The organism is Bacillus sp. RO2 (genome assembly GCF_012911845.1).
In the GTDB taxonomy this organism is placed as follows: Bacteria; Bacillota; Bacilli; order Bacillales; family Bacillaceae_I; genus Sutcliffiella_A.
The window spans coordinates 1-25,918 of sequence record NZ_JAAXCU010000014.1 but is presented as its reverse complement, the minus strand read 5'-3'; the positions used below and the strand labels follow the sequence as shown (position 1 = coordinate 25,918).

General features: G+C 39.9%; 22 protein-coding genes, 1 riboswitch and 1 other annotated feature. Of the genes, 8 read left to right on the top strand and 14 right to left on the bottom strand.

Annotation, left to right across the window (positions count from 1 at the left end):
- The first annotated feature begins 114 nt into the window (after window positions 1–114).
- The gene (gene rpsD, locus HF078_RS01510) at window positions 115–717 is read left to right on the top strand and encodes a 30S ribosomal protein S4 (protein WP_148987911.1); all 603 of its coding nucleotides are present in this window, start codon (window positions 115–117) and stop codon (window positions 715–717) included.
- Between the two features lie 318 nt (window positions 718–1,035).
- Here the strand turns inward: rpsD and HF078_RS01505 are convergent, their stop codons facing one another.
- On the bottom strand, window positions 1,036–1,203 hold the full coding sequence (locus HF078_RS01505) for a serine protease (protein WP_169289557.1): 168 nt from the start codon (window positions 1,201–1,203) through the stop codon (window positions 1,036–1,038).
- Between the two features lie 21 nt (window positions 1,204–1,224).
- Window positions 1,225–3,009 carry a phosphomethylpyrimidine synthase ThiC gene (gene thiC / locus HF078_RS01500; RefSeq protein ID WP_169289556.1) on the bottom strand — a complete coding sequence of 595 codons (1,785 nt, stop codon included), beginning with the start codon at window positions 3,007–3,009 and terminating at the stop codon, window positions 1,225–1,227.
- Between the two features lie 137 nt (window positions 3,010–3,146).
- A riboswitch (TPP riboswitch) is annotated at window positions 3,147–3,261 on the bottom strand.
- A 591-nt stretch (window positions 3,262–3,852) separates the two neighbouring features.
- Between thiC and HF078_RS01495 the strand changes: the two genes are divergently transcribed.
- Window positions 3,853–4,041 (top strand): hypothetical protein, encoded by a 189-nt coding sequence (locus HF078_RS01495; RefSeq protein ID WP_169289555.1) that lies wholly within the window; start codon window positions 3,853–3,855, stop codon window positions 4,039–4,041.
- Between the two features lie 53 nt (window positions 4,042–4,094).
- Here HF078_RS01495 and HF078_RS01490 read toward each other — a convergent pair whose 3' ends face one another.
- The 3 genes from HF078_RS01490 to tyrS form a co-directional block, all read right to left on the bottom strand.
- On the bottom strand, window positions 4,095–4,448 hold the full coding sequence (locus HF078_RS01490; protein WP_169289554.1) for a hypothetical protein: 354 nt from the start codon (window positions 4,446–4,448) through the stop codon (window positions 4,095–4,097).
- 211 nt (window positions 4,449–4,659) lie between these two features.
- A complete protein-coding gene (locus tag HF078_RS01485) occupies window positions 4,660–5,325 on the bottom strand; it encodes a GNAT family N-acetyltransferase (RefSeq protein ID WP_169289553.1) in 666 nt (221 codons plus the stop codon).
- A 90-nt stretch (window positions 5,326–5,415) separates the two neighbouring features.
- Window positions 5,416–6,675, bottom strand: coding sequence for a tyrosine--tRNA ligase (gene tyrS / locus HF078_RS01480; RefSeq protein ID WP_169289552.1), 1,260 nt, complete (start codon window positions 6,673–6,675; stop codon window positions 5,416–5,418).
- Window positions 6,676–6,731: 56 nt separating this feature from the next.
- Window positions 6,732–6,963, bottom strand: a binding site (T-box leader).
- A gap of 158 nt (window positions 6,964–7,121) precedes the next feature.
- On the opposite strand from tyrS, the gene HF078_RS01475 reads away from it, so the two are divergent.
- Window positions 7,122–10,094 (top strand): transglycosylase domain-containing protein, encoded by a 2,973-nt coding sequence (locus tag HF078_RS01475; RefSeq protein ID WP_169289551.1) that lies wholly within the window; start codon window positions 7,122–7,124, stop codon window positions 10,092–10,094.
- 57 nt (window positions 10,095–10,151) lie between these two features.
- Here HF078_RS01475 and HF078_RS01470 read toward each other — a convergent pair whose 3' ends face one another.
- Together HF078_RS01470 and acsA are read right to left on the bottom strand one after the other, a co-directional pair.
- Window positions 10,152–11,375 (bottom strand): MFS transporter, encoded by a 1,224-nt coding sequence (locus tag HF078_RS01470; RefSeq protein ID WP_169289550.1) that lies wholly within the window; start codon window positions 11,373–11,375, stop codon window positions 10,152–10,154.
- 315 nt (window positions 11,376–11,690) lie between these two features.
- Window positions 11,691–13,409, bottom strand: coding sequence for an acetate--CoA ligase (gene acsA / locus HF078_RS01465; protein WP_169289549.1), 1,719 nt, complete (start codon window positions 13,407–13,409; stop codon window positions 11,691–11,693).
- Window positions 13,410–13,639: 230 nt separating this feature from the next.
- Between acsA and HF078_RS01460 the strand changes: the two genes are divergently transcribed.
- The 3 genes from HF078_RS01460 to HF078_RS01450 are packed head-to-tail and all read left to right on the top strand — an operon-like array spanning window position 13,640 to window position 16,137.
- Window positions 13,640–14,272: a GNAT family N-acetyltransferase gene (locus HF078_RS01460; RefSeq protein ID WP_169289548.1), complete on the top strand. Its 633-nt coding sequence runs from the start codon at window positions 13,640–13,642 to the stop codon at window positions 14,270–14,272.
- A gap of 45 nt (window positions 14,273–14,317) precedes the next feature.
- Entirely contained in the window at window positions 14,318–14,962 is a 645-nt protein-coding gene (locus HF078_RS01455) for an acetoin utilization AcuB family protein (protein WP_169289547.1), read from the top strand.
- Window positions 14,959–16,137: an acetoin utilization protein AcuC gene (locus HF078_RS01450; protein ID WP_169289546.1), complete on the top strand. Its 1,179-nt coding sequence runs from the start codon at window positions 14,959–14,961 to the stop codon at window positions 16,135–16,137. Before HF078_RS01455 ends, HF078_RS01450 begins: the two co-directional genes overlap by 4 nt.
- 52 nt (window positions 16,138–16,189) lie before the next feature.
- Here the strand turns inward: HF078_RS01450 and motS are convergent, their stop codons facing one another.
- The 4 genes from motS to HF078_RS01430 form a co-directional block, all read right to left on the bottom strand.
- Complete coding sequence (gene motS / locus HF078_RS01445; RefSeq protein ID WP_169289545.1) at window positions 16,190–16,954, bottom strand: flagellar motor protein MotS; 765 nt, start codon at window positions 16,952–16,954, stop codon at window positions 16,190–16,192.
- On the bottom strand, window positions 16,951–17,766 hold the full coding sequence (gene motP, locus HF078_RS01440; RefSeq protein ID WP_169289544.1) for a flagellar motor protein MotP: 816 nt from the start codon (window positions 17,764–17,766) through the stop codon (window positions 16,951–16,953). The genes motS and motP overlap by 4 nt, the downstream gene beginning before the upstream one ends.
- A 294-nt stretch (window positions 17,767–18,060) precedes the next feature.
- Window positions 18,061–19,059: a catabolite control protein A gene (gene ccpA / locus HF078_RS01435; protein WP_148987922.1), complete on the bottom strand. Its 999-nt coding sequence runs from the start codon at window positions 19,057–19,059 to the stop codon at window positions 18,061–18,063.
- Window positions 19,060–19,472: 413 nt separating this feature from the next.
- Window positions 19,473–20,549: a bifunctional 3-deoxy-7-phosphoheptulonate synthase/chorismate mutase gene (locus tag HF078_RS01430; RefSeq protein WP_169289543.1), complete on the bottom strand. Its 1,077-nt coding sequence runs from the start codon at window positions 20,547–20,549 to the stop codon at window positions 19,473–19,475.
- A 139-nt stretch (window positions 20,550–20,688) separates the two neighbouring features.
- On the opposite strand from HF078_RS01430, the gene HF078_RS01425 reads away from it, so the two are divergent.
- Window positions 20,689–22,881: a cell division protein FtsA gene (locus tag HF078_RS01425; RefSeq protein WP_169289542.1), complete on the top strand. Its 2,193-nt coding sequence runs from the start codon at window positions 20,689–20,691 to the stop codon at window positions 22,879–22,881.
- Between the two features lie 48 nt (window positions 22,882–22,929).
- On the opposite strand, the gene ytxJ is transcribed toward HF078_RS01425, so the two are convergent.
- The 3 genes from ytxJ to HF078_RS01410 all read right to left on the bottom strand — a co-directional run bounded on the left by ytxJ (window position 22,930) and on the right by HF078_RS01410 (window position 24,309).
- Window positions 22,930–23,256, bottom strand: a complete 327-nt coding sequence (ytxJ, locus tag HF078_RS01420) for a bacillithiol system redox-active protein YtxJ (protein WP_169289541.1) — start codon at window positions 23,254–23,256, stop codon at window positions 22,930–22,932.
- Window positions 23,257–23,348: 92 nt separating this feature from the next.
- Window positions 23,349–23,861: a YtxH domain-containing protein gene (locus tag HF078_RS01415; protein ID WP_148987927.1), complete on the bottom strand. Its 513-nt coding sequence runs from the start codon at window positions 23,859–23,861 to the stop codon at window positions 23,349–23,351.
- Window positions 23,862–23,874: 13 nt separating this feature from the next.
- Complete coding sequence (locus HF078_RS01410; RefSeq protein WP_060664737.1) at window positions 23,875–24,309, bottom strand: DUF948 domain-containing protein; 435 nt, start codon at window positions 24,307–24,309, stop codon at window positions 23,875–23,877.
- Window positions 24,310–24,524: 215 nt separating this feature from the next.
- On the opposite strand from HF078_RS01410, the gene HF078_RS01405 reads away from it, so the two are divergent.
- The gene (locus HF078_RS01405; protein WP_169289540.1) at window positions 24,525–25,640 is read left to right on the top strand and encodes an aminopeptidase; all 1,116 of its coding nucleotides are present in this window, start codon (window positions 24,525–24,527) and stop codon (window positions 25,638–25,640) included.
- Window positions 25,641–25,918: the final 278 nt, after the last annotated feature.

Here is a 25,918-nt window from a genome sequence, read left to right as displayed (position 1 = left end):
TATCGTGTAACTCTTTGCTGCAGAGCGAGGATACATGAAAACAAAATGGTCAAGTAGATGAGTCACATCTGTTATTATTTTACAACAAATAATAACACGAAGGAGGAGTCATTCATGGCTCGTTATACAGGTCCAAGTTGGAAACTCTCTCGCCGTCTAGGCATTTCATTAAGCGGTACAGGTAAAGAATTAGAAAAGCGTCCTTACGCACCAGGACAACACGGTCCTAACCAACGTAAAAAGCTTTCTGAGTACGGCTTACAATTACAAGAAAAACAAAAATTACGTCACATGTACGGCGTAAATGAGCGTCAATTCCGTAGCATTTTCGATGCTGCTGGTAAAATGCAAGGTAAGCACGGTGAAAACTTCATGATTCTTTTAGAATCTCGTTTAGACAACCTAGTTTACCGTTTAGGTCTTGCTCGCACTCGTCGTGGAGCTCGTCAATTAGTTAACCACGGTCACATCACGGTTGATGGATCTCGCGTAGACATCCCATCTTTCCGCGTTAAGCCTGGTCAAGTAATCGCAGTTCGCGAAAAATCTCGCAACCTAAGCTCTGTTAAGGAATCTGTAGAAGTAAACAACTTCGTACCAGAATACCTAACTTTCACTGCTGACGCTTTAGAAGGTACGTTCACTCGTTTACCTGAGCGCTCTGAATTAGCTGCTGAAATTAATGAAGCACTAATCGTTGAGTTCTACTCTCGTTAAGTGATTCGCTATGTAAATAGCGAAAACAAAGTCCCTAAAACCCTTGTTAAATCAACGGTTTTAGGGATTTTTTATTTTTTCAGCTTAGTAAAACAACTTTTAATAATTGTTTAATTTGGGGCTGGATTGGGCTTGGTTAAAATCGTGGACAGACGCTTTCTCCAATCAGTTATCATAGGGAGTTTCTATTGTAATCAGCCCTTAATTCAAAAGGAATATTTTTCCTAATAGAAAGATAAACACCCTTGCCTCAACTAAATAATGGAGGCAAGGGATATCTTGTAGAACTTCTTGTCTTTTTTATGAGGCTTTCTATTTCTAATAATATAAAACATTTACTTTATTACACTTGATACATTTTTCATGATGTTGATTTCCTTCAAAATGATGATTACAATTTTGTTGAATCTCTTTTAAACTTTTCTCCAAAAAATCCAGCTGAATCTTGAGTTGATTAATTTCCTCTTCCATTTTTTCGACATTCACCCTAATATCCCCCTAAGAAAGTTACTGATATATGTTACCACCAGATTGCTTAAACTGTGCAGCTTTTTCCTTCATACCTATTTCAATAGCTTCCTTCGTATCAAGTTCTTTTTCTTTTGCAAATTTACGAATATCTTGAGAGATTTTCATACTGCAAAATTTAGGTCCACACATAGAACAAAAATGAGCTGTTTTTGCACCTTCAGCTGGTAAAGTTTCATCATGATATTCGATAGCACGTTCAGGATCTAAAGATAAATTAAACTGATCCCTCCAACGGAATTCAAAACGAGCTTTTGATAAGGCATCATCTCTTTTATGTGCTCCTGGATGTCCTTTTGCCAAATCCGCAGCATGTGCAGCAATTTTATAAGTGACAACCCCTGCACGAACATCATCTTTATTGGGTAAACCTAAATGTTCTTTTGGTGTCACATAACAAAGCATCGCTGTTCCATACCAACCAATCATTGCAGCCCCAATAGCAGATGTAATGTGATCATAACCAGGAGCAATATCAGTTGTAAGAGGTCCAAGTGTGTAGAATGGCGCTTCCTGACACACTTCCAGTTGTTTGTCCATATTTTCTTTAATTAGGTGCATTGGTACGTGCCCTGGCCCTTCAATCATCACCTGCACATCATGCTCCCAAGCAATTTTTGTTAGCTCTCCAAGAGTCTCTAATTCTGCAAACTGTGCTTCATCATTCGCATCTGCAATAGACCCGGGACGTAAACCATCCCCTAAAGATAATGCAACATCATAGGATTTCATGATTTCACAAATTTCTTCAAAGTGAGTGTATAAAAAGCTTTCTTTGTGATGGTGTAGACACCATTGTGCCATGATAGACCCACCGCGAGATACAATACCTGTTAATCGTTTAGCTGTTAATGGGACATATCGTAGAAGAACACCAGCATGAATGGTGAAGTAATCAACACCTTGTTCTGCTTGTTCAATTAAAGTATCACGATAAATCTCCCACGTAAGATTCTCCGCAACACCATTTACTTTCTCAAGTGCTTGATAAATTGGCACGGTGCCAACAGGAACAGCCGAGTTCCGGATTATCCATTCGCGTGTTGTATGAATGTTTTTACCGGTTGATAAATCCATAATATTATCAGCACCCCAGCGTGTAGCCCATGTCATTTTCTCAACTTCGTTTTCAATGGAAGATGAAACAGCAGAATTACCAATATTCGCGTTAATTTTAACATGGAAATTACGTCCTATTATCATAGGTTCTGATTCTGGATGATTGATATTAGATGGAATAATCGCTCGACCTTTTGCAACTTCATCACGCACAAAATCAGGTTTCATATTTTCCCTTATTGCAATAAATTCCATTTCAGCAGTAATAATTCCCTTTCTTGCATAATGAAGTTGTGTGACATTCTTCCCTTTTTTTGCACGTAATGGTTTTCGCTTTAAACCAGGAAACACATTATGATTGGCACGAGGATCTTCTTCATCCTGATACCCATTATCTTGAGGCTTAATTTCTCGACCTTCATATTCCTCAACATCTTCGCGTTCATGTATCCATGTACTTCGAATCGCTGGAAGACCTTTTGTAATATCAACAGAATAATTTTGATCCGTATATGGACCACTTGTATCATACACACGTAATGGAGGGTTTTCCTCTTCTCCAAATGTACCAGTTGTCGGGCTTAACTCAATTTCACGCATTGGTACTTTTATGTCAGGCCTTGAACCTGTTACATATACTTTTTTACTACTTGGAAAATTAGACATGATGGAAATGTTTTGTTCGTTTAATGAAGTTGTTGGCATAATAGATCTCTCCTTTTTTTATATAAAGGACGAGATACAGAATATAACAAGTGGAAAAGCTTGTAGATGTACATAGAAAAAGCCGGGACCATTTAAATGGTTGGACCCGGCTAATATATGTAGAGGTAGTGATGCATTGATGATTACTCTAACTTCCCCACGCTGGTATGATCCAGATCAGGTCCCAAGAGTCAAGAAACTTCAACGTGTTTCTTTCTCAGCCCAACTTATTGGACTCCCCTAGTTATTTTTATTCAATTTGGTTTTAGTATACAGGAGACTTCATTGTAATAAAAGGAAAATTTAGAAAATAGGACTAAAGATACTATAGTAAAATATCCAATACAATAAACAAGTACCTTTAGAGAATTAAGCATGTTCCGTTATCAGGGGGTGTCCTGTAACAAGTAGAAGAGTTAACTAGTGGCAGCTCTACGTCTTTACTAATTCTTGCACTTTTAATGCGTTTTCTTTCAGTTGTTGAGCTTTCTTGCTGACATAGTGTTCTTCTATATTACACATAGGTTCCAGGCAAGGAATGCTGTCATCATGATAGCTGCTACAAAGGGACGAACATACTTTTCTAAATCCCAATCTATATAAGACTTGATGGGATGTTTTTCCTAATAAGTCTCTAATTCTTCCGAGTCATTTTCCGATCTGTTACTTTGCCGATCATAGATATCACCTCTTCGCATCATCATTTAATCCATCAGAATCAATAAGTTAATAATTAAAAAAGCTCTGTGGTGCATTGGTTTCTATTTAAAGCATTATAAAAATTTATAATTAGTCCATACCCAAATCATTAATACTGAATATAATATTCAAGAGGTGTTTGATTTGGAAATTGATATCATTGATGAAGGAGTCCTTCCTCTTCTTGATATAATTACAATATTATTAGTTGAGGATAATCCAATCACCGGTATTGTTCTTTTAACTCTACTAAAAATGGTAACCAAAGATAGACTTGTTAGAATTTCATTTATCTTACTAATAATAGTTTTTGGATCATTTAATTCTGAATAATGTTGTTGCGCATTATCGGTTATTAAAGAATTACACATACGTAATGCGCACTTTTATTTTTTCCCTTCGATAGTATTCTTCCCGAAATCCTCCTTATTGGAGCAGAATTTACTACTCTTATACTTTAAAACGCCAGCTTTCACAAAAATGTTTTCCAAGCCCTGTCTACACTCTGTTTTTGACGGCGGACGAGTGTTTTGCCTAACCGCCTTTTTTGCGTTTGCTCTACCCCAATAGTGAACATTCTCCGAAACGGTCTCTTCGTCCTCTACCTCGTAATCATCCAATGTCAACTGGCCATCTTTAACCTTTACCGATCCAACTTTGTCCACTTGATATTCAATACCTTCATGAGCTTCGTTAAACACATCAATGCTCATCTGACAATCAACAATGTGTAAAGTCACGTCAAATCCAGCCTTTACGGTCATTCGTTTAAAGGTCTCGAAGAAGAATCAGTGATAACTTTTGATCAAGCATTAAAACAAATTGGGGCTGGTTTATAAAACAGAGCTCTGAAATACTGATACAATAAGGGTTTTTGAGTTAATTGAGTTCTACTCTTGTTAATAATAGTGATGACCTAAAAAACAGGACGGAATTTTCCGTCCTGTTTTTTTATGGTCTAAAAGGGTTTTTCCATTCCATCAACGTGGCATGGTTGCGTGAGTCTTCATCTTCGAGGTAGTTTTTGACCACTTTTACAGGGGTTCGGCCACAGTGTAAGAGGAAAGAAATAACGGGATCTTTGATGTCGCCGATAACTACTTTTTCTAGATACCCTTCTGCTGACATTTCACCCTCATACTTATGATAGTGCGGCATTCTTCCTCCACCCAATAAGCGATCCATTCCATGTTGAATGACCACTTCATACATGGATTGCATGAGCCACTTTCCAAGTCCAAGCTTTCTGTAAGTTGGACTGACGCTAATATCTACTACATACAAAGTGTTGCCTTCAGGCTCGTGGTTACGAATATAGCCGTTATCGGTAATTTGTTCCCAACTATGATCAGGGTCACCTGGAGAATAATTCACACGCAATCCCGTAATCGAGCCAGCAATTTTCCCGGCAATTTCTACACACAACGCCCCTTCCTGAAACAAATCTACATGATTCTTTAGCTGTTCCTCGTTCCACCACAGCTCTGATGGAAAAGGTGGCGGAAAACATTCCTGCTGTACTCGGATTAATTGAACAAAGTCCTTTTCCCGATAATTTCGGATAACAGCTTTAAACGGCTTGTCTTGATCAAAAACATATATTTCCTTTCGATACATTCCCCATCCCTCCTCTTTATTACCAAGTTTACCACCTAACAATTTGCGGGTGTAAAAAAGACTGCCCAAACGGACAGTCCTCACAAAATTTTAGTATTTAATAAGGAAGTATTTCTTCTTCCCTCTTCTTACAACAGTAAATTGCCCTTCAATGCGGTCGCTTTCCCCAAGCACATGAGCAAGATCCTGAACCTTTTCCCCATTAATGGAGATAGCACCATTTGTAATATCTTCACGCGCTTGACGCTTAGAAGGTGCAATCTTACTTGCAACCAAAAGTTCCACTAACGCAAGCTGCTCCTCGTTTTCCACTGTAAAAGAAGGAACATCTGCAAAACCTTGTTTAATTTCATCAGCAGAAAGTTCAGAGATGGAACCACTGAACAATGCTTTAGAAATGCGGATTGCCTGTTCTAAAGCAGCCTCACCATGCACCAATTTTGTAACTTCTTCTGCAAGACGTTTATGTGCAGAACGTTTTTCCGGTGCTTCTTGCAGTTCTTTTTCAAGCTCCAAGATCTCAACGCGCGACAAGAACGTAAAGAATTTCAAGTATTTCACAACGTCACGGTCATCTGTATTGATCCAGAATTGGTAGAACTCGTAAGGTGACGTCTTCTCTCGGTCTAACCAGATTGCGCCCCCTTCTGTTTTACCAAATTTCGTGCCGTCTGCTTTTGTTACAAGCGGAATCGTCAGACCAAATGCTTTGGCATTTTCTTCGGATTTACGGATTAACTCCATTCCTGCTGTGATATTTCCCCACTGGTCGCTTCCACCAATTTGAAGCTTACAATTTTGACCTTTGTATAAATGCAAGAAGTCCAAGGATTGAAGAATCATGTAACTGAATTCCGTGTAAGAGATACCAGATTCAATACGAGATTGTACGGAATCTTTTGCAAGCATGTAATTAAGACCAAAGTTTTTCCCCACATCTCGAAGGAAAGAAATAACGTTCATTTCCCCAATCCAGTCATGATTGTTTGCAATTACTGCAGGATTTTCTGTTGCTTCAAAATCCAAGAACTGAGAAAGTTGTCCTTTAATTCTATTAGACCACTCTACAACGATATCAGACGTATTCAATGTACGTTCCGCTTTCTTTCCACTTGGATCTCCTATTAATCCAGTACCGCCACCAACTAATGCTATTGGATGATGACCTGCCTGCTGAAATCTTCTCAACGTAAGTATTGGAAGCAAGTGACCAATATGCAAGCTGTCTCCTGTTGGATCAAAACCAGAGTACAACTTCACCTTTTCTTCCGATAAAAGCTTCGTCAATCCCTCTTCATCCGTTATCTGATTCACTAACCCTCTAAACTGCAAATCCTCTAATAAACTCATCGTAATATCTCCTTTTTCTTTAAATTGAACACAAAAAAACCCATCCCTCCTGTAAAAGAAGGGACGAGTTTATACGCGGTACCACCCTAATTGAAAAGCAGACAAAGCCACTTTCCCACTCAAAAATGTAACGGTTCTCACCGTCTCCTGCTACTAAGCCAAAGTAAGGCCGTTCCCAAAAGATGCTCGAGGAGGTAATTCATCCAAACAGGTGTACTGATTCTCACCAACCATCAGCTCTCTTTAAGCATGCCTATTTGTACTACTTATTCCTGTCTTAGCACATTCTATTACTAATCAAAAATTTATATAAAGTCTTTTTACCATAAAAAAGAGTATCATGTCAACACAAACATAAAGAAAATTTTGGAAGAAAACAAAAAGTTTGTCGCTATAAAACCTCAATATGCTATAATTAGTATGATTTGCCGGGGGGTAGATAAAATATGTCAAACTACGACAAGTTCAAAGAAAAATCACAGACCTTTTTTCAATTTTTCATAAATAATAAGACGAAAAAAGGCGCCAACATTACATATTTAGTAGTGTGGAATCTCATTCTTGTTTTTCTCGTTATCGGAGTAATCGGCGCGTCGTTCGCTGGCGGTGCAGGTGCGGGATATTTCGCAGCACTCGTCAAAGAAGAACCAATCCGTTCTTATGAAGATTTGAGAAAAAACATTTACAACTACGAAGAATCTACAGAAATGTATTTTGCCAATGACGTATATTTAGGAAAATATCGAGCAGATCTACTTCGTGAAGAAGTGTCCCTAGATAACGTATCAGAGCATTTAATTAACGCACTTGTCTCTACAGAAGATGAGTACTTCTATGAACATGAAGGGGTCGTACCAAAAGCCATCGTTCGTGCCCTTGTTCAGGAAGTAACAAATTCTGCCAACCAAACTGGTGGAAGTACGTTAACACAACAGTTGATCAAGAATCAAATTTTAACAAATGATGTCTCTTTTGATCGAAAAGCAAAGGAAATTCTCCTTGCCCTTCGATTAGAGAATTACTTCTCTAAAGAAGAAATACTTGAAGCATACCTAAATGTTTCTCCTTTTGGTAGAGATTCAAACGGTAGAAACATTGCCGGAGCTCAGACAGCAGCAGAGGGGATTTTTGGTGTTGACATCAGTGAATTGTCCATTCCACAAGCTGCCTTTATTGCAGGACTTCCACAAAGTCCATTTGCCTACACTCCTTTTACCCGTTCAGCGGAAGTTAAAACCCCTGAAGGACTGGAAGCGGGTCTTGATAGAATGCGATATGTACTTTATCGTATGCACGCAATGGGACATATTGATGATAATCAGTATGAAGAAGCGCTTGCTTATGACATCACAAAAGATCTAGCAGATCCTACTAGCAGTGCTATTGAGGAATACCCGTATGTAGCATTTGAGATTGAAGAACGTGCGCAGGAAATTATTGCAGAGCAACTGGCATTAAACGATGGCTACGAAAAAGAAGAATTGGATAACAACGAAGAATTGCTTAGAGAATATCTACAATTAGCCGATACAACGCTTAGACAAAAAGGCTATGTTATTAAGACAACGATAGATAAAGAAATTTATTCTAAGATGAGACAGATTACGCAGGAGTTTCCTTACTTCAATGAAACTAAGGTGTATTCTTATGAAGAAGAGACTAATCCTGAAACAGGAGAACTTGTAGCAAGAAACGCAGAGCAAGTTGGCGCCTTGTTGATGAATAACAAAACTGGAGCAATAATCAGTTTTGTAGGAGGAAGAGATTTCAAAATCAAGGACTTAAACTTCGCCACCAACACTTGGCGTCATAATGGGTCTACTATGAAGCCGTTACTTGGATATGCACCTGCATATGAATTGGGGACACTCCAACCAGGTAGCATACTTGCGGATACACCGTTGACCGTGCACCTTCCAGGGCAAGATCCGTGGTCACCGAACAACTGGAATAACCAATTCAACGGTCTTCAAACTGTGCGTCAATCTGTGGCACTATCCCATAACTTAGCGGCTATACGTGGATATATGGAAATTCTTCCTCAACGTCCGATGGAATACCTTTTCAAACAAAACTTTACAAAACTAACCCAAGGCGATGCTGCAAACATCTCCGCAGTTCTTGGGTCACCGTCTGTCGGGGTTAGCGTAGAAGAAAATACAGCAGGTTACGTAACATTTGCAAATGGTGGAAATTACGTTGAACCATACTTAATTGAAAGTATCAAAACAAAAGATGGGGAAGTCATCTATGAGCATAAGGTAGAGCCTGTCGAGATTTATTCTCCTCAGACAGCATATTTAATGATAGATACTATGCGTGATACTTTTAGAAGAGGTACTGCAAACGTAGCAAGAGACCATATACAATTCAGTTCTGATTGGGCTGGAAAGACAGGTACCACACAAGATACACATGACATATGGATGATGGGCTCTAATCCAAATATCACCTTTGGTCTTTGGATGGGGTATGACGAGAGACATGTATTAAGGGCAAACAGCGGTAGAACCCCTACCCAAAGAAGCCAAATACTATGGGCACAACTTCTAAACGGTGCCTACGACATCAATCCTGAACTAATCGGCCCTTCCGGACAGTTCCAAATGCCAGGAGGAATTGTTCGCCGCAGCTATTGTAAGCTCTCAGGTTTACTACCATCCACCCTTTGCCAAAAAGCAGGTCTAGTTGGAGAAGATATTTTCAATGCAAAATACGCTCCTACGAAAACGGATGATAGCTTAACAACAGGTAAATATGTTCAAATTGGGGACGTTGCTTATGCACCATTAAGTTCAACCCCATCAGAATTTGTTAAAGAAGGTCCGATGATTAAACCAGATTTCTTGAAGAAACTTCAACTGAATAGCTTGGAAGAACTCGCTAAATACATGAAAGATAAAACTCTCTTTGATGGATTGACAGTACTTTCTGAGGACCCTCTACCAGCTAACGGTTCGGCACCGAAACAAGTTGGAGGTGTGAACGTATCCGGTTCCACTTTAACGTGGGCAGCAAGCTCACAAAAAGATGTAATTGGATATTACGTTTATTATAAAGAAAACAGCGCAAGTTCTGCACGTAGAATTGCTTCCGTGCAAGCTGACAACAACATGAGCACCAAGATCTCTCAAAAATCCGGATTTTTCTATGTCACTGCAGTTAATGCCAGTGGTAAAGAATCTGCTCCATCCAGCTCAGCAAAGTTAGGAGACCCGGATAAAAAAGAAGAACCAAAACCTAAGCCAAAGCCAAAGCCAGATCCTAAACCACCTTCCAATGGTGGTGGCGGTAATGGAGATGGCGGTGGAAACGATAATGGAGGAAATGATGGTGGAGGAAATGACGACGGCGGTAACGGCGACGATAACTCTACAGATCCACCACCAGATGATAGTGGAGACGACGGAGAAGATTAATTCTTCTCGGCAATAAAACTAAAAGGCACTCACCCACATGGGTAAGTGCCTTTTTCATTATGTCAATGCTGTGTTTTGTCTTTTCTTGTTACTCCAGTTACTAGCTACAATAAGAATAACTAATGATGTCGTTATGAGAGTTCCGTGCAGGATAAGTACCATCTGCGGCATGGTAAGTCCTTTTAACAAAATTGGTGCAATGACAAACCCAAGTGCAAAGCCTAGTGACTTCAGCAGCATCCCTACGGCAAAAACCCTCCCCCTTATGTAATTATCCGATTTCTGAAGAATGCTTGCATGTAAAGTAGTAAAACAAGCATCAAAAATCCCTGTTAAAAACGCAAAAATTAATATAACACTTACCATTGTATTAGATAAAAAAATTATAAAACCGAGTGACATGAACATAGCCGATAAGAAAAATACGGAATAAATTTTTTCACTTCTTATAATTTTTAGTTTGGGTATGGTATACGTTGCAAGAACTGAACCTATTCCCCAGACACCCCAAATCATGCCGTAATAGAAGCTTTGACGATCTCCATCAATCTGTTCGGCCAATAAAGGAATCCCAAGATTATGCGAGCTACCTGCAAAAGCACCCACCAGAAATACCACATTTATCATTAAAAGCATTGGTGCTAACTTAAGGTAACTGTACACCTCCCTTGTATCCCTGAAAACGGACAAAATATTATTTCTAAATCCGCTGACAATCTCCTTGTTTTTCTTAGCTGCGGTAGCATCCCACTTCATTTTCCAAAGCACAAAACCAGATAACAAATATGTACCCGCATCAATCATCAACGTATACTGATATCCTAAAATTTCCGTAATAACCCCTGCACCAATAAATCCAGTAACAAGACTGATGGATGTCAATCTTGCAATAAGCGAGTTCGTTTCAAGAATGTTATCTTGGCCGAATATTTGTGGAACCTCCGCACTGAAACTGACCATAAAGAAACTACTGATAAATCCAATTAAAGCGGATACCACCAAAATCATTACAGGATCAGGAAAGGGGATTAATAAAAGAATCAGTCCCGCCCTCAAGATGTCCGTCACAAGCATGATGGTCTTTCTATTCCATGTATCTGCCGCTACTCCACTAACTAAGCTGGCCAGAACACCCCCAATTGTTCTAGCGGCCATCGTTGCAGCCAACCAGACAGGACTCCCAGTTGCTGCATATACGACTACATTCAATACGATCAAATCCATAAATGAACCGAAATCAGATAATGCCTTTGTGTATAAAAATAACTTGTGTTTTCCCATTACAGTTTCCCCTATTCTCTATATGTTCTGTATCTATAGTACTCTTGTAGGGGTTTATTTCGCAATACGAAATTTCAGAAAATTGTATATTTCCTTATTTTATCTTTTTTTGAAGGAGCTTCTACCACTTTTGTGCGACCTTCTACCTTTTCGAGATTACCTTCTACCTTTTCCAGATTACCTTCTACAACTTGCACGCAACCTTCTACCTTTCAACAAAATTCGACACAACCAAACCTCCCCAAAATAATCCCCCAGATCAAAAACAACAGCCCACCGCAAAAATGGCAGGCTGTTGTCTCCAAGCAAAACCTATTAATCTTCCATGGTAGACAAATCACCCGTAGGCAGATCCAGCTCCCAAGCTTTCAACACACGACGCATGATCTTACCACTTCTTGTCTTTGGAAGTTTGTCGCGGAATTCAATTTCACGCGGTGCCGCATGTGCTGCAAGACCGCGTTTCACAAATTGACGAATCTCCTCTTTGAGTTCGTCACTTGCTGTATGACCGTCACGAAGCGCAACGAACGCTTTAATGATTTCACCGCGCACCGGATCTGGTTTACCGATAACTCCAGCTTCAGCAACAGCAGGGTGCTCAACAAGCTTGCTTTCCACTTCAAATGGTCCGACACGCTCACCTGATGTCATGATAACATCATCGATACGGCCCTGGAACCAGAAGTAGCCTTCTTCATCCATATAAGCCGAATCACCTGAAACGTACCAGTCACCTGGCATGAAATAGGACTCATACTTTTCTTTGTTGTTCCAGATAGTGTGCATCATGGACGGCCAGCCTTTTTTAATTGCAAGATTGCCCATGCGATATGGCGGAAGTTCGTTTCCTTGATCGTCCACAATTGCCGCTTCCACTCCTGGAATAGGCTTACCCATGGATCCAGGCTTGATTTCCATTGATGGATAGTTACAAATCAATTGTGCACCTGTCTCTGTCATCCACCATGTATCGTGGACGCGGAGATTAAATACCTTCACACCCCAACGAATTACTTCTGGGTTTAACGGTTCGCCGACACTCAGGATATGACGAAGAGAAGATAGGTCATACTTTTTCACTACTTCGTCTCCTGCTCCCATCAACATACGGAATGCTGTTGGTGCGCTGTACCATACAGATACGCCATAATCCTCAATTGTCTCATACCATGCTTCCGGTCTGAAACGGCCTCCAACAATGACATTGGATGCTCCAACCAGCCAAGGTCCGAATATACCATATGCCGTTCCTGTTACCCAACCTGGGTCAGCGGTGCACCAGTATACATCTTCTTCTTTAAGATCCAATACCCACTTAGCTGTTTGGTAGTGCTGAATCATGGCATTATGAACATGAAGCACTCCTTTTGGCTTGCCGGTGGATCCACTTGTATAATGAAGCACCAAGCCGTCTGTCTTTTCCACCCATTCCACTTGAAGTTTTCTGCTTGCTTCCTTCATACGGGAGTTAAAGTCGATGAAAGGTCCTTCCTCTTTCACATTTTCCCCTACGAGTACAACATGCTTCAGTGCAGGCAGATCATCTAGTGGAATACGATTAAGCAGTTCTGGTGTAGTGATGATTACCTTTGCTTCACTGTCCTCTAATCGGTCCTTAACAGCGCCTTCCATAAATGCCTCAAACAATGGACCGACAATCGCGCCAAGCTTGATTGCGCCAAGTGCTGCAAAATATAATTCAGGCGAACGTGGCATGAAAATAAAGACACGATCTCCTTTTTCCACATCGCAAGTCTGTTTCAAAATGTTACCTGCTTTGTTGGACATATCTTTCATTTCCTTGAACGTATACTTTTCATCACGTTCTGGATCACGGTAATATAGTGCTACTTTATTTTTTCGTGCAGATTCTGCGTGACGGTCGATGGCTTCGTGTGCGACATTCACTCTTCCCGTTTCAGAAAAACTGAAGTTTTTTTCTACCTCTGACCAATCAAAATTTCTGTAGGTTTGTTCATAGTCTTCTAGATTGTAGTTCCCCTTCGTAACTGGTAACGCTTCCACTTTCATCCACAAACACCCCTTATGTATATTTCTACAATACTATTATAGTACAGATAGAATTTTTTCTCAATTTTTTAAAAATTAATAGTATTGCATGAATAATTTTGAGTTTTCTAGTAGACTAGAGGTAGAGTGAGATGAAAGCGTTTTATTCACTTGTATTTTTCTAGTAAAATGAGAAAATGTCATTAGAAGATTACTAATATTCTTGTAGGTAAAAGTAGGTGGAGAGTTAGATGGAGCACAAAAAAACGTATAATGCTAAAGAAATTAGAACCAAAAATAGCCGCTTGATCATTGAAGGACCAGTAACACCTGAGAAGTTGGCAAGCTATGAGTTTCATAAAGACCTTGTTGCATTTAGACCTCCGGAACAACAGCGTAAGGCCTTGATTGAAATTGCAGGCCTTCCAGAGGGACGAATCATCATTGCAAGAACACACGATACCATTGTTGGCTATGTTACTTATCTCTATCCTGATCCGATGGAGAGATGGTCAGAGGGGAAAATGGAAAACCTTATTGAACTTGGCGCCATTGAAGTAGTGCCGGAAGTTCGGGGTAGTTCTGTTGGTAAATCCCTGCTTCAAGTTTCGATGATGGATGACATGATGGAAAACTATATTGTGATAACAACCGAATATTATTGGCACTGGGATTTAAAGGGAACGGGACTTAATGTTTGGGAATATAGAAAAGTAATGGAAAAAATGATGAATGCCGGTGGTTTGGAATACTATGCAACCGACGATCCTGAAATCAGTTCCCATCCTGCAAACTGTTTAATGGCCAGAATCGGCAAAAATATTGACCAGGAATCTGTACAGAGATTCGATCAACTTCGCTTTCACAACCGTTTTATGTACTAGCATATAATGTGTTAAACGTAACTTGTTTTACAAGGAGGAAAGACCATGATTGTAGAAAGAATTATGAAGAAAGATGTTCATATATTACAGCCCACAGATACGGTGGAGCAAGCTCTTCATCTTATGGAAGAAAAGAATATCCGTCATATTCCTATTGTAAATAATAATCAGCAGTTGGTTGGGATAATATCTGATAGGGATGTTCGAAACGGACTCCAGTCAGCATTATATGAAAATAGTGCCCAAGAGGACCTACAACAGCCTCTTTCCAAAGTAATGAAAACAAATCTATTAACAGGCCACCCCCTGGATTTCGTTGAGGAGGTTGCCGCGACTTTTTATGAATATAAGATTGGTTGCCTTCCAATCGTACAAGAATCAAAACTCGTAGGAATTGTTACAGAAACGGACCTGCTCTATACATTTGTACAGTTAACAGGAGCAAATCAGCCAGCATCACAGTTCGAAGTAAAAGTCGAAAATATTGCCGGGAAGCTTGCAGAAGTAACCTCCATGTTAAAGAAACGAAAACTAAATATCCTTAGTGTGCTTGTCTACCCTCATCAAGATGAGCAGTTTAAAATTCTTGTCTTCCGGGTTCAGACGATGAATCCTACAGGAGTCATTCATGACCTGCAGGAAGAAGGCTATGAAGTGCTGTGGCCGAACTTGCCGGGTGTAACCTCATGAAAAAAGCAGTCTTTGTGTATTCGGATGATTTTCAGACCTATAAGTTCAGTGAAAACCATCCATTTAACCAACTAAGAGTTAAACTCACTTATGACTTGCTACAAAAGAGCAACCTGCTCTCTAGTCAAGATATTATTCCACCAAGAATGGCTACTGATGAGGAATTAGCGCTCATACATGATCCGCGCTATATTGAGGCTGTTAAATTGGCGGGAAAAGGGTTATTGTCTAAAGAAAAAGCAAACAACTATGGGCTCGGTACAGAAGATACACCTATATTTCCTAATATGCACGAGGCAAGTGCACTGCTTGTCGGTGGAACGTTAACAGCTGTCGATCAAGTCATGACAGGAAAATCCGAACATGCTTTAAATCTAGGTGGCGGGCTGCATCATGGTTTCCGTGGAAAGGCATCAGGGTTTTGTATTTATAACGACACTGCTGTGGCTATTAAGTATCTTCAGGAAAAGTATGGAGCAAGAGTTCTCTACGTAGATACGGATGCCCATCATGGCGATGGTGTGCAGTGGGCTTTCTACGAGGATCCAAATGTCTGCACCCTATCTATCCATGAAACGGGGCGATATTTATTCCCTGGGACAGGCAATGTGAATGAACGGGGCCAAGGGGATGGATATGGATATTCATTCAATATTCCCATCGACGCCTTTACAGAGGATGACTCTTTCTTGGAGATTTATGAACAGTCACTTACAGAAGTGGCCAATTTCTTTAAACCAGATGTCATTTTGACGCAAAATGGTGCTGATGCCCATTACTATGATCCACTTACCCATCTGTCCACTTCTATTAAAGTGTATCGAGAGATTCCAAAGCTTGCTCATAAAATAGCCCATCAATATTGCAAAGGTCGATGGATTGGTGTTGGAGGAGGCGGCTATGATATTTGGAGAGTCGTTCCGAGGGCATGGTCTCATATTTGGCTAGAGATGATGGAAAAGAATAATATGCACGGGTCATTATCAGAAGATTGGATAAACGAGTGGAAAGACAAGGCACCTGTTGCGTTACCTTCCACATGGGAAGACCCTAAGGATCTGTATAAACCCATTCCACGAAAACAGGAAATTACGGAGAAAAATAAACAGCTCCTTTCAAAAGCTCTATATCCCATAAGTCATCTGCGAACTGATAATAATTCACAGATTGGATAAAGAAAAACCAGCACTACGCCGATTAGCGTGAAGAGCTGGTTTTTTCGCATGTTTAGTTTACATTTTCTTCTTTTTGAGGATCGGAAATGACGATTTCTACTCTTCTATTCTTCTGGTAGTTAGCATCTGACGTATTTTCTACAATCGGCCTTGTATCACCATAACCTACGGCAATAAATCGCTCAGGATCCAAGTCATGTGAGTCAACCAAGTATCTAATGACACTACTCGCCCTCGCTGCAGATAATTCCCAGTTAGAAGGGAACTTTTCTGTTGAAATCGGCCTGTTATCGGTATGACCTTCTACTTTAACCAAATTAGGAATTTTTGTTAATAATGTTCCTACTTTATCAAGAAAAGGATACGCAATAGGAAGGATTCTTGCTTCAGCCGTCTCGTATAAAACTTTTTCCTCAAGCACAAGGACAATCCCACGCTCTGTCCTGTTGGCTACCACTACATCCTCGAGGTCATTTTCAGCTAAAAATGTTTGCACTTCAACTAGCAGTTCTTGCAAACTGTCTTCATTCTCCTGCGCTTCTTCCTGATTTTTCGAAACATCTTCTTGGTTATTGGTCGATTCTGTATTTACAGAGAAATCAGTCGGGTGCTCAAATGGTACAGCGGAAGGATTATAATCCAAGATGTTCACTTGCTTGAACGACTCTGCTACAGCTTTAAATTTCACCAAGTCTATTTGTGACATGGAAAATAATAAAATGAAAAATACTAAAACAAGCATAAAGAGGTCGGAAAACGTGACCATCCACTTTGGTGCACCACTTTCCACAGACACCTTTCTTTTACGGCGCTTCATTGAAAGTTCTCCTCCAAAGTTTCAGCTACAGGTTCTTCTTTTCTCTCCCGATCTTGATTGGAAAGGAAAGCAGATAGTTTTTCCTCCAAAATTTTAGGATTCTGTCCAGATTGAACGCCGATAACCCCTTCAATAATAATTTGTTTTAAAAACACTTCTTTTTCTGTCTTATTTGCAAGTTTACTAGCCATCGGGAGAAGTACAAGATTTGCTAAAAGTGTTCCATACAACGTTGTCAGAATAGCAATGGCCATATTTGGACCAAGGGTGGTAGGATCGTTTAAGTTTTTCAACATTAGGACCAATCCAATCAACGTTCCGATCATCCCCCATGAAGGAGCATAATCCCCTGCTTTTTCCAGGATGCTTCTTCCCTTCATATGTCTTTCTTCCATTGCTGAGATTTCAGCATTCATGATGTCATGGATCACTTCTGGTTCCACACCATCCACTGCAAGCAGGACGCCTTTTTTAATAAAATCATCTTCTACATCTTCAAGCTCCGCCTCCAGAGCTAAAAGCCCCTCTCTTCTGGCTCGATCTGATAATCGGACAAATGTCTCAATTAAGTTTGGCAATTCATTTTCTTGTCGGGAAAATGCTGCTTTAATCACGGTTGGCATTACTTTCAATTCTTTTAGGTTAAAGGTAATTAGTAGCGCTCCTAGTGTTCCTCCAATTACGATTAGAAAGGAGGGAAAATGTAAGAAGCTGCTTGCACCGCTGAAACCAGAGTTGCTTATGATGCCGTATAATATCATTGCTAAACCGAGAATGAGACCTATAGGTGTTAACATATCAAACTTTTTCATACTTTCTCCCCTGACCTTAAACGCTCTTGTTTGTGATTTTATTGACTTATCTCACTAACTTCCAGTTTCCTTTCGTTTCAGATGACCGCTTTCCGCGGGACGGTGCTTGAGCCTCCTCGGCTTCGCCTGTGGGGTCTCAAGCTACCGTTACTCCCCCGTAAGAGTCTTTCACCTTACACTCTAGTCAACTGTGGAAAGTTGGATTAATCAATTCATTGACATTTTCAGATAAAGAAAGAGGACAAACTTTTTGGTGGTTGTCCTCTTCTTTTACTATCTATATCGACAGTTTATTTATTTTGTTGAGCGTCTAAATTCAATTCTATGCGGAAGTACGACAGTTTGGTCTTCCACTTTCTCTTTATTCATGAATTTCGTCAATAGTCTCATTGCTACTGCCCCGATGTCATACATCGGTTGTACAACTGTAGAGAGTTGTGGACGGACCATTGTAGCGAGTCTAGTGTTATCGAATCCAATTACTTCAATGTCTTCCGGGATATTCAATCCGTTGTCCTGAGCACCATGAATGACTCCTAAAGCCATTTCATCCGTTCCAACAAAAATCGCAGTTGGGCGGTCTTTTAATGCAATAAGTTTTTCGACCGCTTCTATACCCGAATCGTACGAATAGTCACCTTCTAAAACAATCTCCTCATCATAAGAAAGACCCGCATCTTCTAGTGCGCGTTTATAACCAGTCAGTTTTTTCTCTCCATTGATTGGTTCTTCAAAAAGTCCTGACACGTAGCCCACTCGTTTATGCCCTTTTTCAATTAATGCGGTTACAGCATCAAATGAGGCTTGTACATAATCAATGGTTACGGATGGCACCTTATTGTCTCTTTCAATGGATGCAGCCAATACAATTGGAACTGGTGATCTTTCAAATTCAGCTGCCAACTCTTCTGTTATATTCCCACTCATGAAAACAATTCCATCTACTTGTTTGCCTAGCATCGTGTTTAACAGGTGTAATTCCTTGTCCACATTTTGGTCGGAGTTGCTTAGGATGATATTGTATTTGTACATCGTTGCAATATCTTCAATTCCGCGAGCTAACTCTGCATAGAAGATATTGGAGATATCAGGGATGATAACTCCTACTGTTGTTGTTTTTTTGCTTGCAAGCCCTCTTGCTACTGCATTTGGACGATATCCAAGTCGTTCAATCGCTTCTAATACTTTTTTTCTTGTGGTTGGTTTTACGTTCGGGTTTCCGTTTACTACTCGGGAAACCGTTGCCATGGAAACGTTCGCTTCTCTGGCAACATCATAAATTGTTACATTCATTCACACACACTCTCCTTCTATATACATGCATCTATGTAAGGCAATATTTAATAATATGTTTTGTAAAACACCGCTTTTGATTTCCGCAAATGACTTCGCTTATCTAGAGGGCGACCTTGATCCTCCTCGGAAAGCCTGCGGGGTCTCAACATTGCCGCTACTCTCCCACTTGCGTCTTCGCCTTTTGCTCCAATCAACAGCTAGGATACATCAACAAATTCCATAACACAGCCAATAAGATAAATTTGGCAAAATAACGCATTTATCTAATAATCATACGTTATTCTTAGCAGACAAGCAATGAATTTACTATACTCCTGCTTATATCTTTTGCTAAATGTAAATTTTTTATGAAAACTTATGAAAACAGACAAAGACGAGCGTTCTGTCCGCTCGTCTTTGGTGAAATCTTATTATGATTTGTATGCGTAGTGGCTGCGCAATTCCGTGATGAACTCATTGAACTGATCGATGTCCATTTGCTGTGCCGCGTCGGAAAGTGCCACTGCCGGATCAGGATGAACTTCAGCCATCACTCCATCTGCACCAATTGCAAGTGCAGCTTTTGCAGTAGGCAATAAAAGATCTTTTCTACCAGTGGAATGTGTTACATCCACGAATACAGGTAAGTGAGTTTCTTTCTTTAAAATTGGTACAGCAGAGATATCTAATGTGTTACGTGTAGCTTTCTCGTAAGTTCTAATTCCACGCTCACATAAGATGATTTGATCATTACCTTGAGCGATAATGTACTCAGCTGCATTGATGAACTCATCGATCGTAGCTGCAAGTCCTCTTTTTAGAAGAACCGGCTTTTTCACTGCACCAGCTGCTTTCAATAGCTCAAAGTTTTGCATATTACGCGCACCGATTTGAATGACGTCAACATAATCGCATGCGACTTCAATATCAGCTGGGTTGATGATTTCACTGATGATTGCCATATCATACTCATCACCAACACGTTTTAAAATTTTTAAGCCTTCCAATCCAAGTCCTTGGAAGTCGTATGGAGATGTTCTTGGCTTAAATGCTCCACCACGAAGAAGTTTTATTCCTTGTGCTTTTGCCGCTTGGGCCACTTGGGCAACCTGTTCATAACTTTCAACGGCGCAAGGGCCAATGATGAAGTTTTGAGATCCATCGCCAATTTTAACTCCTTTTACTTCAACAACCGTATCTTCCGGTTTTTTCTTACGAGAAACGAGCAAAGCTTTTCTGTGATCGTCTTTTTGCAGTTCAAGACCTGCTTTGAATATTTCTTTGAATATATGCTGTAAAGTGGATGTTTCGAAAGGTCCATCGTTATGTTCCGTGATTAAGTCTAACATTTTTCTTTCACGGACTGGGTCATATCGATTCACACCTTGCGCCTCTTTAAGCTTTCCAATCTCTTGGACAAGCTCACCGCGCTTGTTGATAACCTCTAATAGTTGTAAGTTTAGTTCTTCGACTTGTTTTCGCAAGGCGTCTAATTCGTTATGACTCATATAATTTCATCCTTTCTGTATTTATAACAGTACCGAGTTATGGTACATTTCTATTAATTAGTTATTATAAACGATGACTTTCTGATTGTCACGAATTTTTTCTTTATTAATTAAACGCTTTTAAGCGGTAAAGTATTATATGATGCTAGATAGGGATGGTGAATCTTTTTTGATTTTCGCATTAGATATTGGAACAAGATCAGTAGTTGGCCTACTGTTAGAACAGGATCAGAGTAAGTTCTGCATCAAGGATATAGTAGTAAAAGAACACGAAGAACGGGCCATGTTAGATGGTCAAATACATGATATTTTGGCAGTTTCTAAAGTAATTACATATGTGAAAGAAAAGTTAGAAGAAAAACATGGACCGTTAAAAAAAGTATGCGTCGCAGCAGCAGGACGAGCATTAAAGACTCAAACAGCTTACGCGATACAAGACATTAAAGGAAAGACCTTTTTTACGGAAGACGATATATTCTTATTAGAACTTTCTGCTGTCCAAGAAGCGCAAAGGAAATTACTCCAAGAAAGTGAAATTGACGCAGCAAATCAATATTTCTGTGTAGGATATTCGGTCCTCCGCTATTATCTAGATGAAGAAGAAATAGGCAGCCTTCTCGATCAAAGAGGGGAAAAAGCATCAGTTGAAATCATTTCGACCTTCTTGCCTAAAATTGTAGTAGAATCATTGATTTCAGCCCTCCAACGCTCTAATCTTCAACTTGAGGCCCTGACACTTGAACCAATTGCGGCTATTAATGCTCTCATTCCTCCTTCTATGAGAAGATTGAATGTTGCCTTAGTAGACATTGGTGCTGGTACATCAGATGTCGCAATCTCTATGGATGGGACCGTCACTGCATACGGAATGGTCCCTGTTGCGGGAGACGAAATTACGGAAGGGTTGAGTGATGCATTTCTATTGGACTTTCCACAGGCTGAACAGGCAAAACGAGACTTGCTCCATCATGAGGAAATTACTTTTACCGATATACTTGGCTTTCAACAAACTTTATCCAAACAGGAAATGGTAGATCAGATATTCTCATCCATTGAAAAACTCGCCACCTCTATCACAAAGGAAATAAAGAGGCAAAATAACCAGATAGCACCCAAGGCAGTCATGCTTGTGGGAGGAGGAAGCCTAACCCCTTCCTTGCCTTCTCTCATCGCAGAAAAACTGGGCTTACCCGAAAATCGAGTGGCGATACGTGGAGTAGATGCGATACAGCAATTGGATCAAACAGACATTCCTGTACAAGGACCTGAGTTTATCACTCCTGTAGGGATTGCCATTTCCGCAAAGGAAAAACCAATAGAATATGTTTCTGTTACTGTTAATGAGCTTCCCGTTCGTTTATTTGATGTAAAAAAATTGACCATTGGAGACAGCCTATTAGCTGCTGGGATCAGCATTAACAAATTGGTTGGAAAGCCAGGATTGGCATTAATGGTAGAAGTGAATGGAAAGAGTATGACATGTCCAGGAAGTTTTGGAGAAGCACCTAAGATAACAAGAAACGGACAAACTGCTCAAAGCTTCGATCCAATTGAAAACGGCGATGTCATTTTGGTGGAAAAAGGCGTGGATGGAAAATCAGCCGCTCTAACTATCACGGAGGTTGTAGGTTCAGCGTTACCTACCATTTCAGTAACTGTGAACGGCCACTCTAAAACAATCAATCCCAACATACTCCTTAACGGTCAACCTACTGCTTTAGAACAACCACTCGCAGACCGTGACAAGGTTACTTACACTTATCCGGATACCATAGGAGAGCTCCTTGTACAAAGCTGTGAAATTGCCGAGAAAGATCTAGAGCCGTTTTACCTATTCATAAATGATGAAAAAACTAACCTATCACCCTTTTCTATCCAAGTTAAGAAGAATGGGAAACAAGCGTCTTTAAATGATCATTTTTCAAATGATGACAGTATCATATGGGAAAAAGGAAGCACACCTACAGTTAAAATGCTTTCGATTGTTCAGCAGTATGAAACAAAACAAGAAATAGCAGTAATTTACAAAGGGAAAAAAATTGTTTTGAGTAAGGTGTTGCTTGAATTTTTTCGAAATGGGCAGTTGCTTATAGAAGAGGATATTTTAAATAGAGGCGACCATTTACAAGTGATGGTCAGACGCAAGGAGCCATTCATTTTCCAAGATATGTTCCGATTCGTAGACGTAGACAGACCACAAGGGGCTGGATCCTTTAAGCTAAAGAAAAATGGAACGGAAGCCTCCTTCTATGACTTTATCGATCATGGAGATGAATTAGACATCGAGTGGAAAAGCAAAGTTCTAGAAGCCAACATAAAAGATAAGGAATAAGCATGTATTAGTCCAAATAAAACGAACGTGCATAGTCGCACGTTCGTTTTATTTTACATTCTCTTGAAGGGAAGAGTAAGTTATCTTCCAGTGAGATGCATTCCAAGCAACTTTTCCATCTTTAAATAACAAAGCTTGGGGTGATTCATGCTTAATAGCAAATGTCTCAGCGATGTGATTGGAAAGCGGTCTAGCTTCTTGGACATTCAAATAGAAACATGGAACTTGATTTTGATCTGCTACATAGTTCTCGAATTCTTCGAATGCAGCATGACTGATTGGACATGTTGTACTGTTTTTGAAAAATAAGAAAGTCTCATTTTCTTGGACGATTCGATCGAATTCTTCTACAGATTGCACGATGGTTTTACTCATACTATTACACCCTTTCCTATATGTTTATGTAAATTAAAAACGGCGAAGTTATCATAACACTTCGCCGTTTTATTCTCAAGTTATGAGATTGCTTATTTTTCTTCTTTATCCTCTTCGCTTGCAGATAGCTTTTTCTCTACGTCTTCTAACGCAGCTTTTGTATCTTCTAGTCGCTTCTTCACTTCATCCGTCATCTCATCAGATTCCGTTTCAATAGCAGTAGCGGCTTCTGAGATGATATCTTGAACCTGCTCTTGCAGCTCCATGGATACATCCCCATTTTTATCTCGTAATTGTTTTACCTTATCCATCACTTGTTGTGTTTGATCAGTAATGGCCTTAGTCAACTGGTTTTTCTTATCTTTGGCAGTTTCAGCTAATTCAGTTGTATATTCAGTAGCTTGAACCTTCCAGTTATCTGTTCTTTCTTTTAATTGAGTCGCCTGGTCCGTGATATCTTCACGAAGCTCTCTACCGGATTTAGGAGCCAGGAACAATGCAGTTGTAGCTCCCACAATTCCACCAATAAGTGTACCGATTAAAAAGTCCTTCGTATTAATACCGTCAGTGTTCGTGTTCATCTCTTTCTTGTTCTCTTCGCTCATTTCCGATTCCTCCTCAAATTTTGTTAATTTTGTTTTTCTGTTTTCTCTCATTCCATTTGTCAACAAGCTCCATTGCTACATTGGACCACTGAACAACTTGCGACACCTTATCCTGGTTTTGATCTAGTTGTTGTGCAACATTATTAGATAAACGTGAAACGGAATGATTAAATCCTTGAATGGAAGTTCCAACATCCTTTACAGCAGTTACAACCGTATTAAGTTGTTGCGACTTGTCTTGAATGTCGTCCATTAATACATTGGTTTTATGTAATATCTGCTCTGTCTCGGATGTGATCCCCTGCATCTGTTTTTCAATACCACCTAATGTACCGGCAACTTGATTTAAAGTGCCTTGCACGGAAAGAAGTGTTTTTGAAACAAAAATAACTAATATCAAAAAAGCAATAGCTACAATAATTGCGCTAATGTAAAGCAATTCACTCAACGTGACACCTCCTGGCTGCTGACATACATACTTACTATTTACCCCACTTACTACAGTTTAAACATTCTATACTCTGTTTTATTCTAGGACAAAAGGAAAATCCCTTCAAAAATTTAAAAAATATTACTAATATTTTTAGACAAAAAATTCAACAAAATACGCGTAATCGGTTACAATAGTGATGTTATATAACCATTTTCTTAGGGGGCAATACAATGAAGGATCCTCGGATTCAAACACTTGCAAAAAACTTAATTAACTATTCTGTTCGTCTTCAAAAAGGTGAAAAGGTATTAATCGAAAACTTTGGACTGCAAAGAGAACTTGTCGTAGCACTTGTTGATGAAGCATATAAAGCTGGCGGATATCCATTCGTATCATTAAAAGATGTCCAGGTAGACCGCGCCCTATTAATGGGAGCTCAAGAAGAACAATATAGCATGAAAGCAGATTTTGAAGCAAATGTCATGAAAAACATGGATGCGTATATCGGACTTCGATCTGGCGACAACATCGCAGAATTGTCTGATGTACCTGATGACAAACAAAAAATCCAGGGCAGCACGGTAGGAAAGAAAGTACACCGTGACATCCGTGTTCCTAAAACGAAATGGGTCGTTCTTCGTTATCCAAATGCAAGCATGGCGCAACTTGCAAAAATGAGTACGGAAGGTTTTGAGAACTTCTATTTCGATGTTTGTAACCTTGATTACGGCAAAATGAGCAAAGCGATGGATGCTCTTGTTGAGTTGATGAATAAAACAGACAAGGTACGAATTACCGGAGAAGGTACAGATCTAACATTCTCCATTAAAGATATTCCTGCCATCAAATGCGCAGGTGAAATGAATATCCCAGATGGTGAGGTATATACAGCTCCTGTGAAGGATTCTGTTAACGGTACAATTACGTATAATACACCATCTCCATACCAAGGCTTCACATATGAAAATGTGAAATTGACTTTCCGCGACGGAAAAATCGTAGAAGCAACAGCAAATGATTCTGACCGTATCAATAAAATCTTTGATACTGACGAAGGTGCTCGTTTTATTGGAGAGTTCGCAATCGGTGTTAATCCTTATATCCAACATCCGATGCAGGATATCCTATTTGACGAAAAGATTGACGGAAGCTTCCATTTCACACCTGGTCAGGCATATGAAGATGCTTGGAACGGCAATAATTCCGATATTCATTGGGATATGGTAATGATCCAACGTCCTGAATATGGCGGAGGAGAAATCTACTTTGATGATGTTCTAATCAGAAAAGATGGGAAGTTTGTCATCTCAGAGCTTGAAGGATTAAATCCGGAGAACTTAAAATAATTGGGAACCACTCACATTAGATATGTGGGTGGTTTTTTAGTTTGAAAGATGCAAATAATTTGCAGTGGTAATTAGCTGGTGATTGGAGCAAAAGGCGAAGACTCATGCATGGGAGTAGCGACAATGTTGAGACCCCGCAACGCCTAGCTGGTGATTGGAGCAAAAGGCGAAGACTCCTGAGGGAGATAGCGCTAGGTGGAGACCCCGCAGGCGTAGCCGAGGAGGCTCCAGCAGTGCCCCTAGGAAAGCGAAGCCTTTTGCGGAAATCAACAGCGGTG

What these genes read in the sequence shown, in the direction of transcription:
- rpsD (WP_148987911.1), top strand. Translation starts at nt 115, where the DNA reads ATGGCTCGTTATACAGGTCCAAGTTGGAAACTCTCTCGCCGTCTAGGC.
- thiC (WP_169289556.1), bottom strand. Translation starts at nt 3,009, where the DNA reads ATGCCAACAACTTCATTAAACGAACAAAACATTTCCATCATGTCTAAT.
- HF078_RS01485 (WP_169289553.1), bottom strand. Translation starts at nt 5,325, where the DNA reads ATGTATCGAAAGGAAATATATGTTTTTGATCAAGACAAGCCGTTTAAA.
- tyrS (WP_169289552.1), bottom strand. Translation starts at nt 6,675, where the DNA reads ATGAGTTTATTAGAGGATTTGCAGTTTAGAGGGTTAGTGAATCAGATA.
- HF078_RS01475 (WP_169289551.1), top strand. Translation starts at nt 7,122, where the DNA reads ATGTCAAACTACGACAAGTTCAAAGAAAAATCACAGACCTTTTTTCAA.
- HF078_RS01470 (WP_169289550.1), bottom strand. Translation starts at nt 11,375, where the DNA reads ATGGGAAAACACAAGTTATTTTTATACACAAAGGCATTATCTGATTTC.
- acsA (WP_169289549.1), bottom strand. Translation starts at nt 13,409, where the DNA reads ATGAAAGTGGAAGCGTTACCAGTTACGAAGGGGAACTACAATCTAGAA.
- HF078_RS01460 (WP_169289548.1), top strand. Translation starts at nt 13,640, where the DNA reads ATGGAGCACAAAAAAACGTATAATGCTAAAGAAATTAGAACCAAAAAT.
- HF078_RS01455 (WP_169289547.1), top strand. Translation starts at nt 14,318, where the DNA reads ATGATTGTAGAAAGAATTATGAAGAAAGATGTTCATATATTACAGCCC.
- HF078_RS01450 (WP_169289546.1), top strand. Translation starts at nt 14,959, where the DNA reads ATGAAAAAAGCAGTCTTTGTGTATTCGGATGATTTTCAGACCTATAAG.
- motS (WP_169289545.1), bottom strand. Translation starts at nt 16,954, where the DNA reads ATGAAGCGCCGTAAAAGAAAGGTGTCTGTGGAAAGTGGTGCACCAAAG.
- motP (WP_169289544.1), bottom strand. Translation starts at nt 17,766, where the DNA reads ATGAAAAAGTTTGATATGTTAACACCTATAGGTCTCATTCTCGGTTTA.
- ccpA (WP_148987922.1), bottom strand. Translation starts at nt 19,059, where the DNA reads ATGAATGTAACAATTTATGATGTTGCCAGAGAAGCGAACGTTTCCATG.
- HF078_RS01430 (WP_169289543.1), bottom strand. Translation starts at nt 20,549, where the DNA reads ATGAGTCATAACGAATTAGACGCCTTGCGAAAACAAGTCGAAGAACTA.
- HF078_RS01425 (WP_169289542.1), top strand. Translation starts at nt 20,689, where the DNA reads ATGATGCTAGATAGGGATGGTGAATCTTTTTTGATTTTCGCATTAGAT.
- ytxJ (WP_169289541.1), bottom strand. Translation starts at nt 23,256, where the DNA reads ATGAGTAAAACCATCGTGCAATCTGTAGAAGAATTCGATCGAATCGTC.
- HF078_RS01415 (WP_148987927.1), bottom strand. Translation starts at nt 23,861, where the DNA reads ATGAGCGAAGAGAACAAGAAAGAGATGAACACGAACACTGACGGTATT.
- HF078_RS01405 (WP_169289540.1), top strand. Translation starts at nt 24,525, where the DNA reads ATGAAGGATCCTCGGATTCAAACACTTGCAAAAAACTTAATTAACTAT.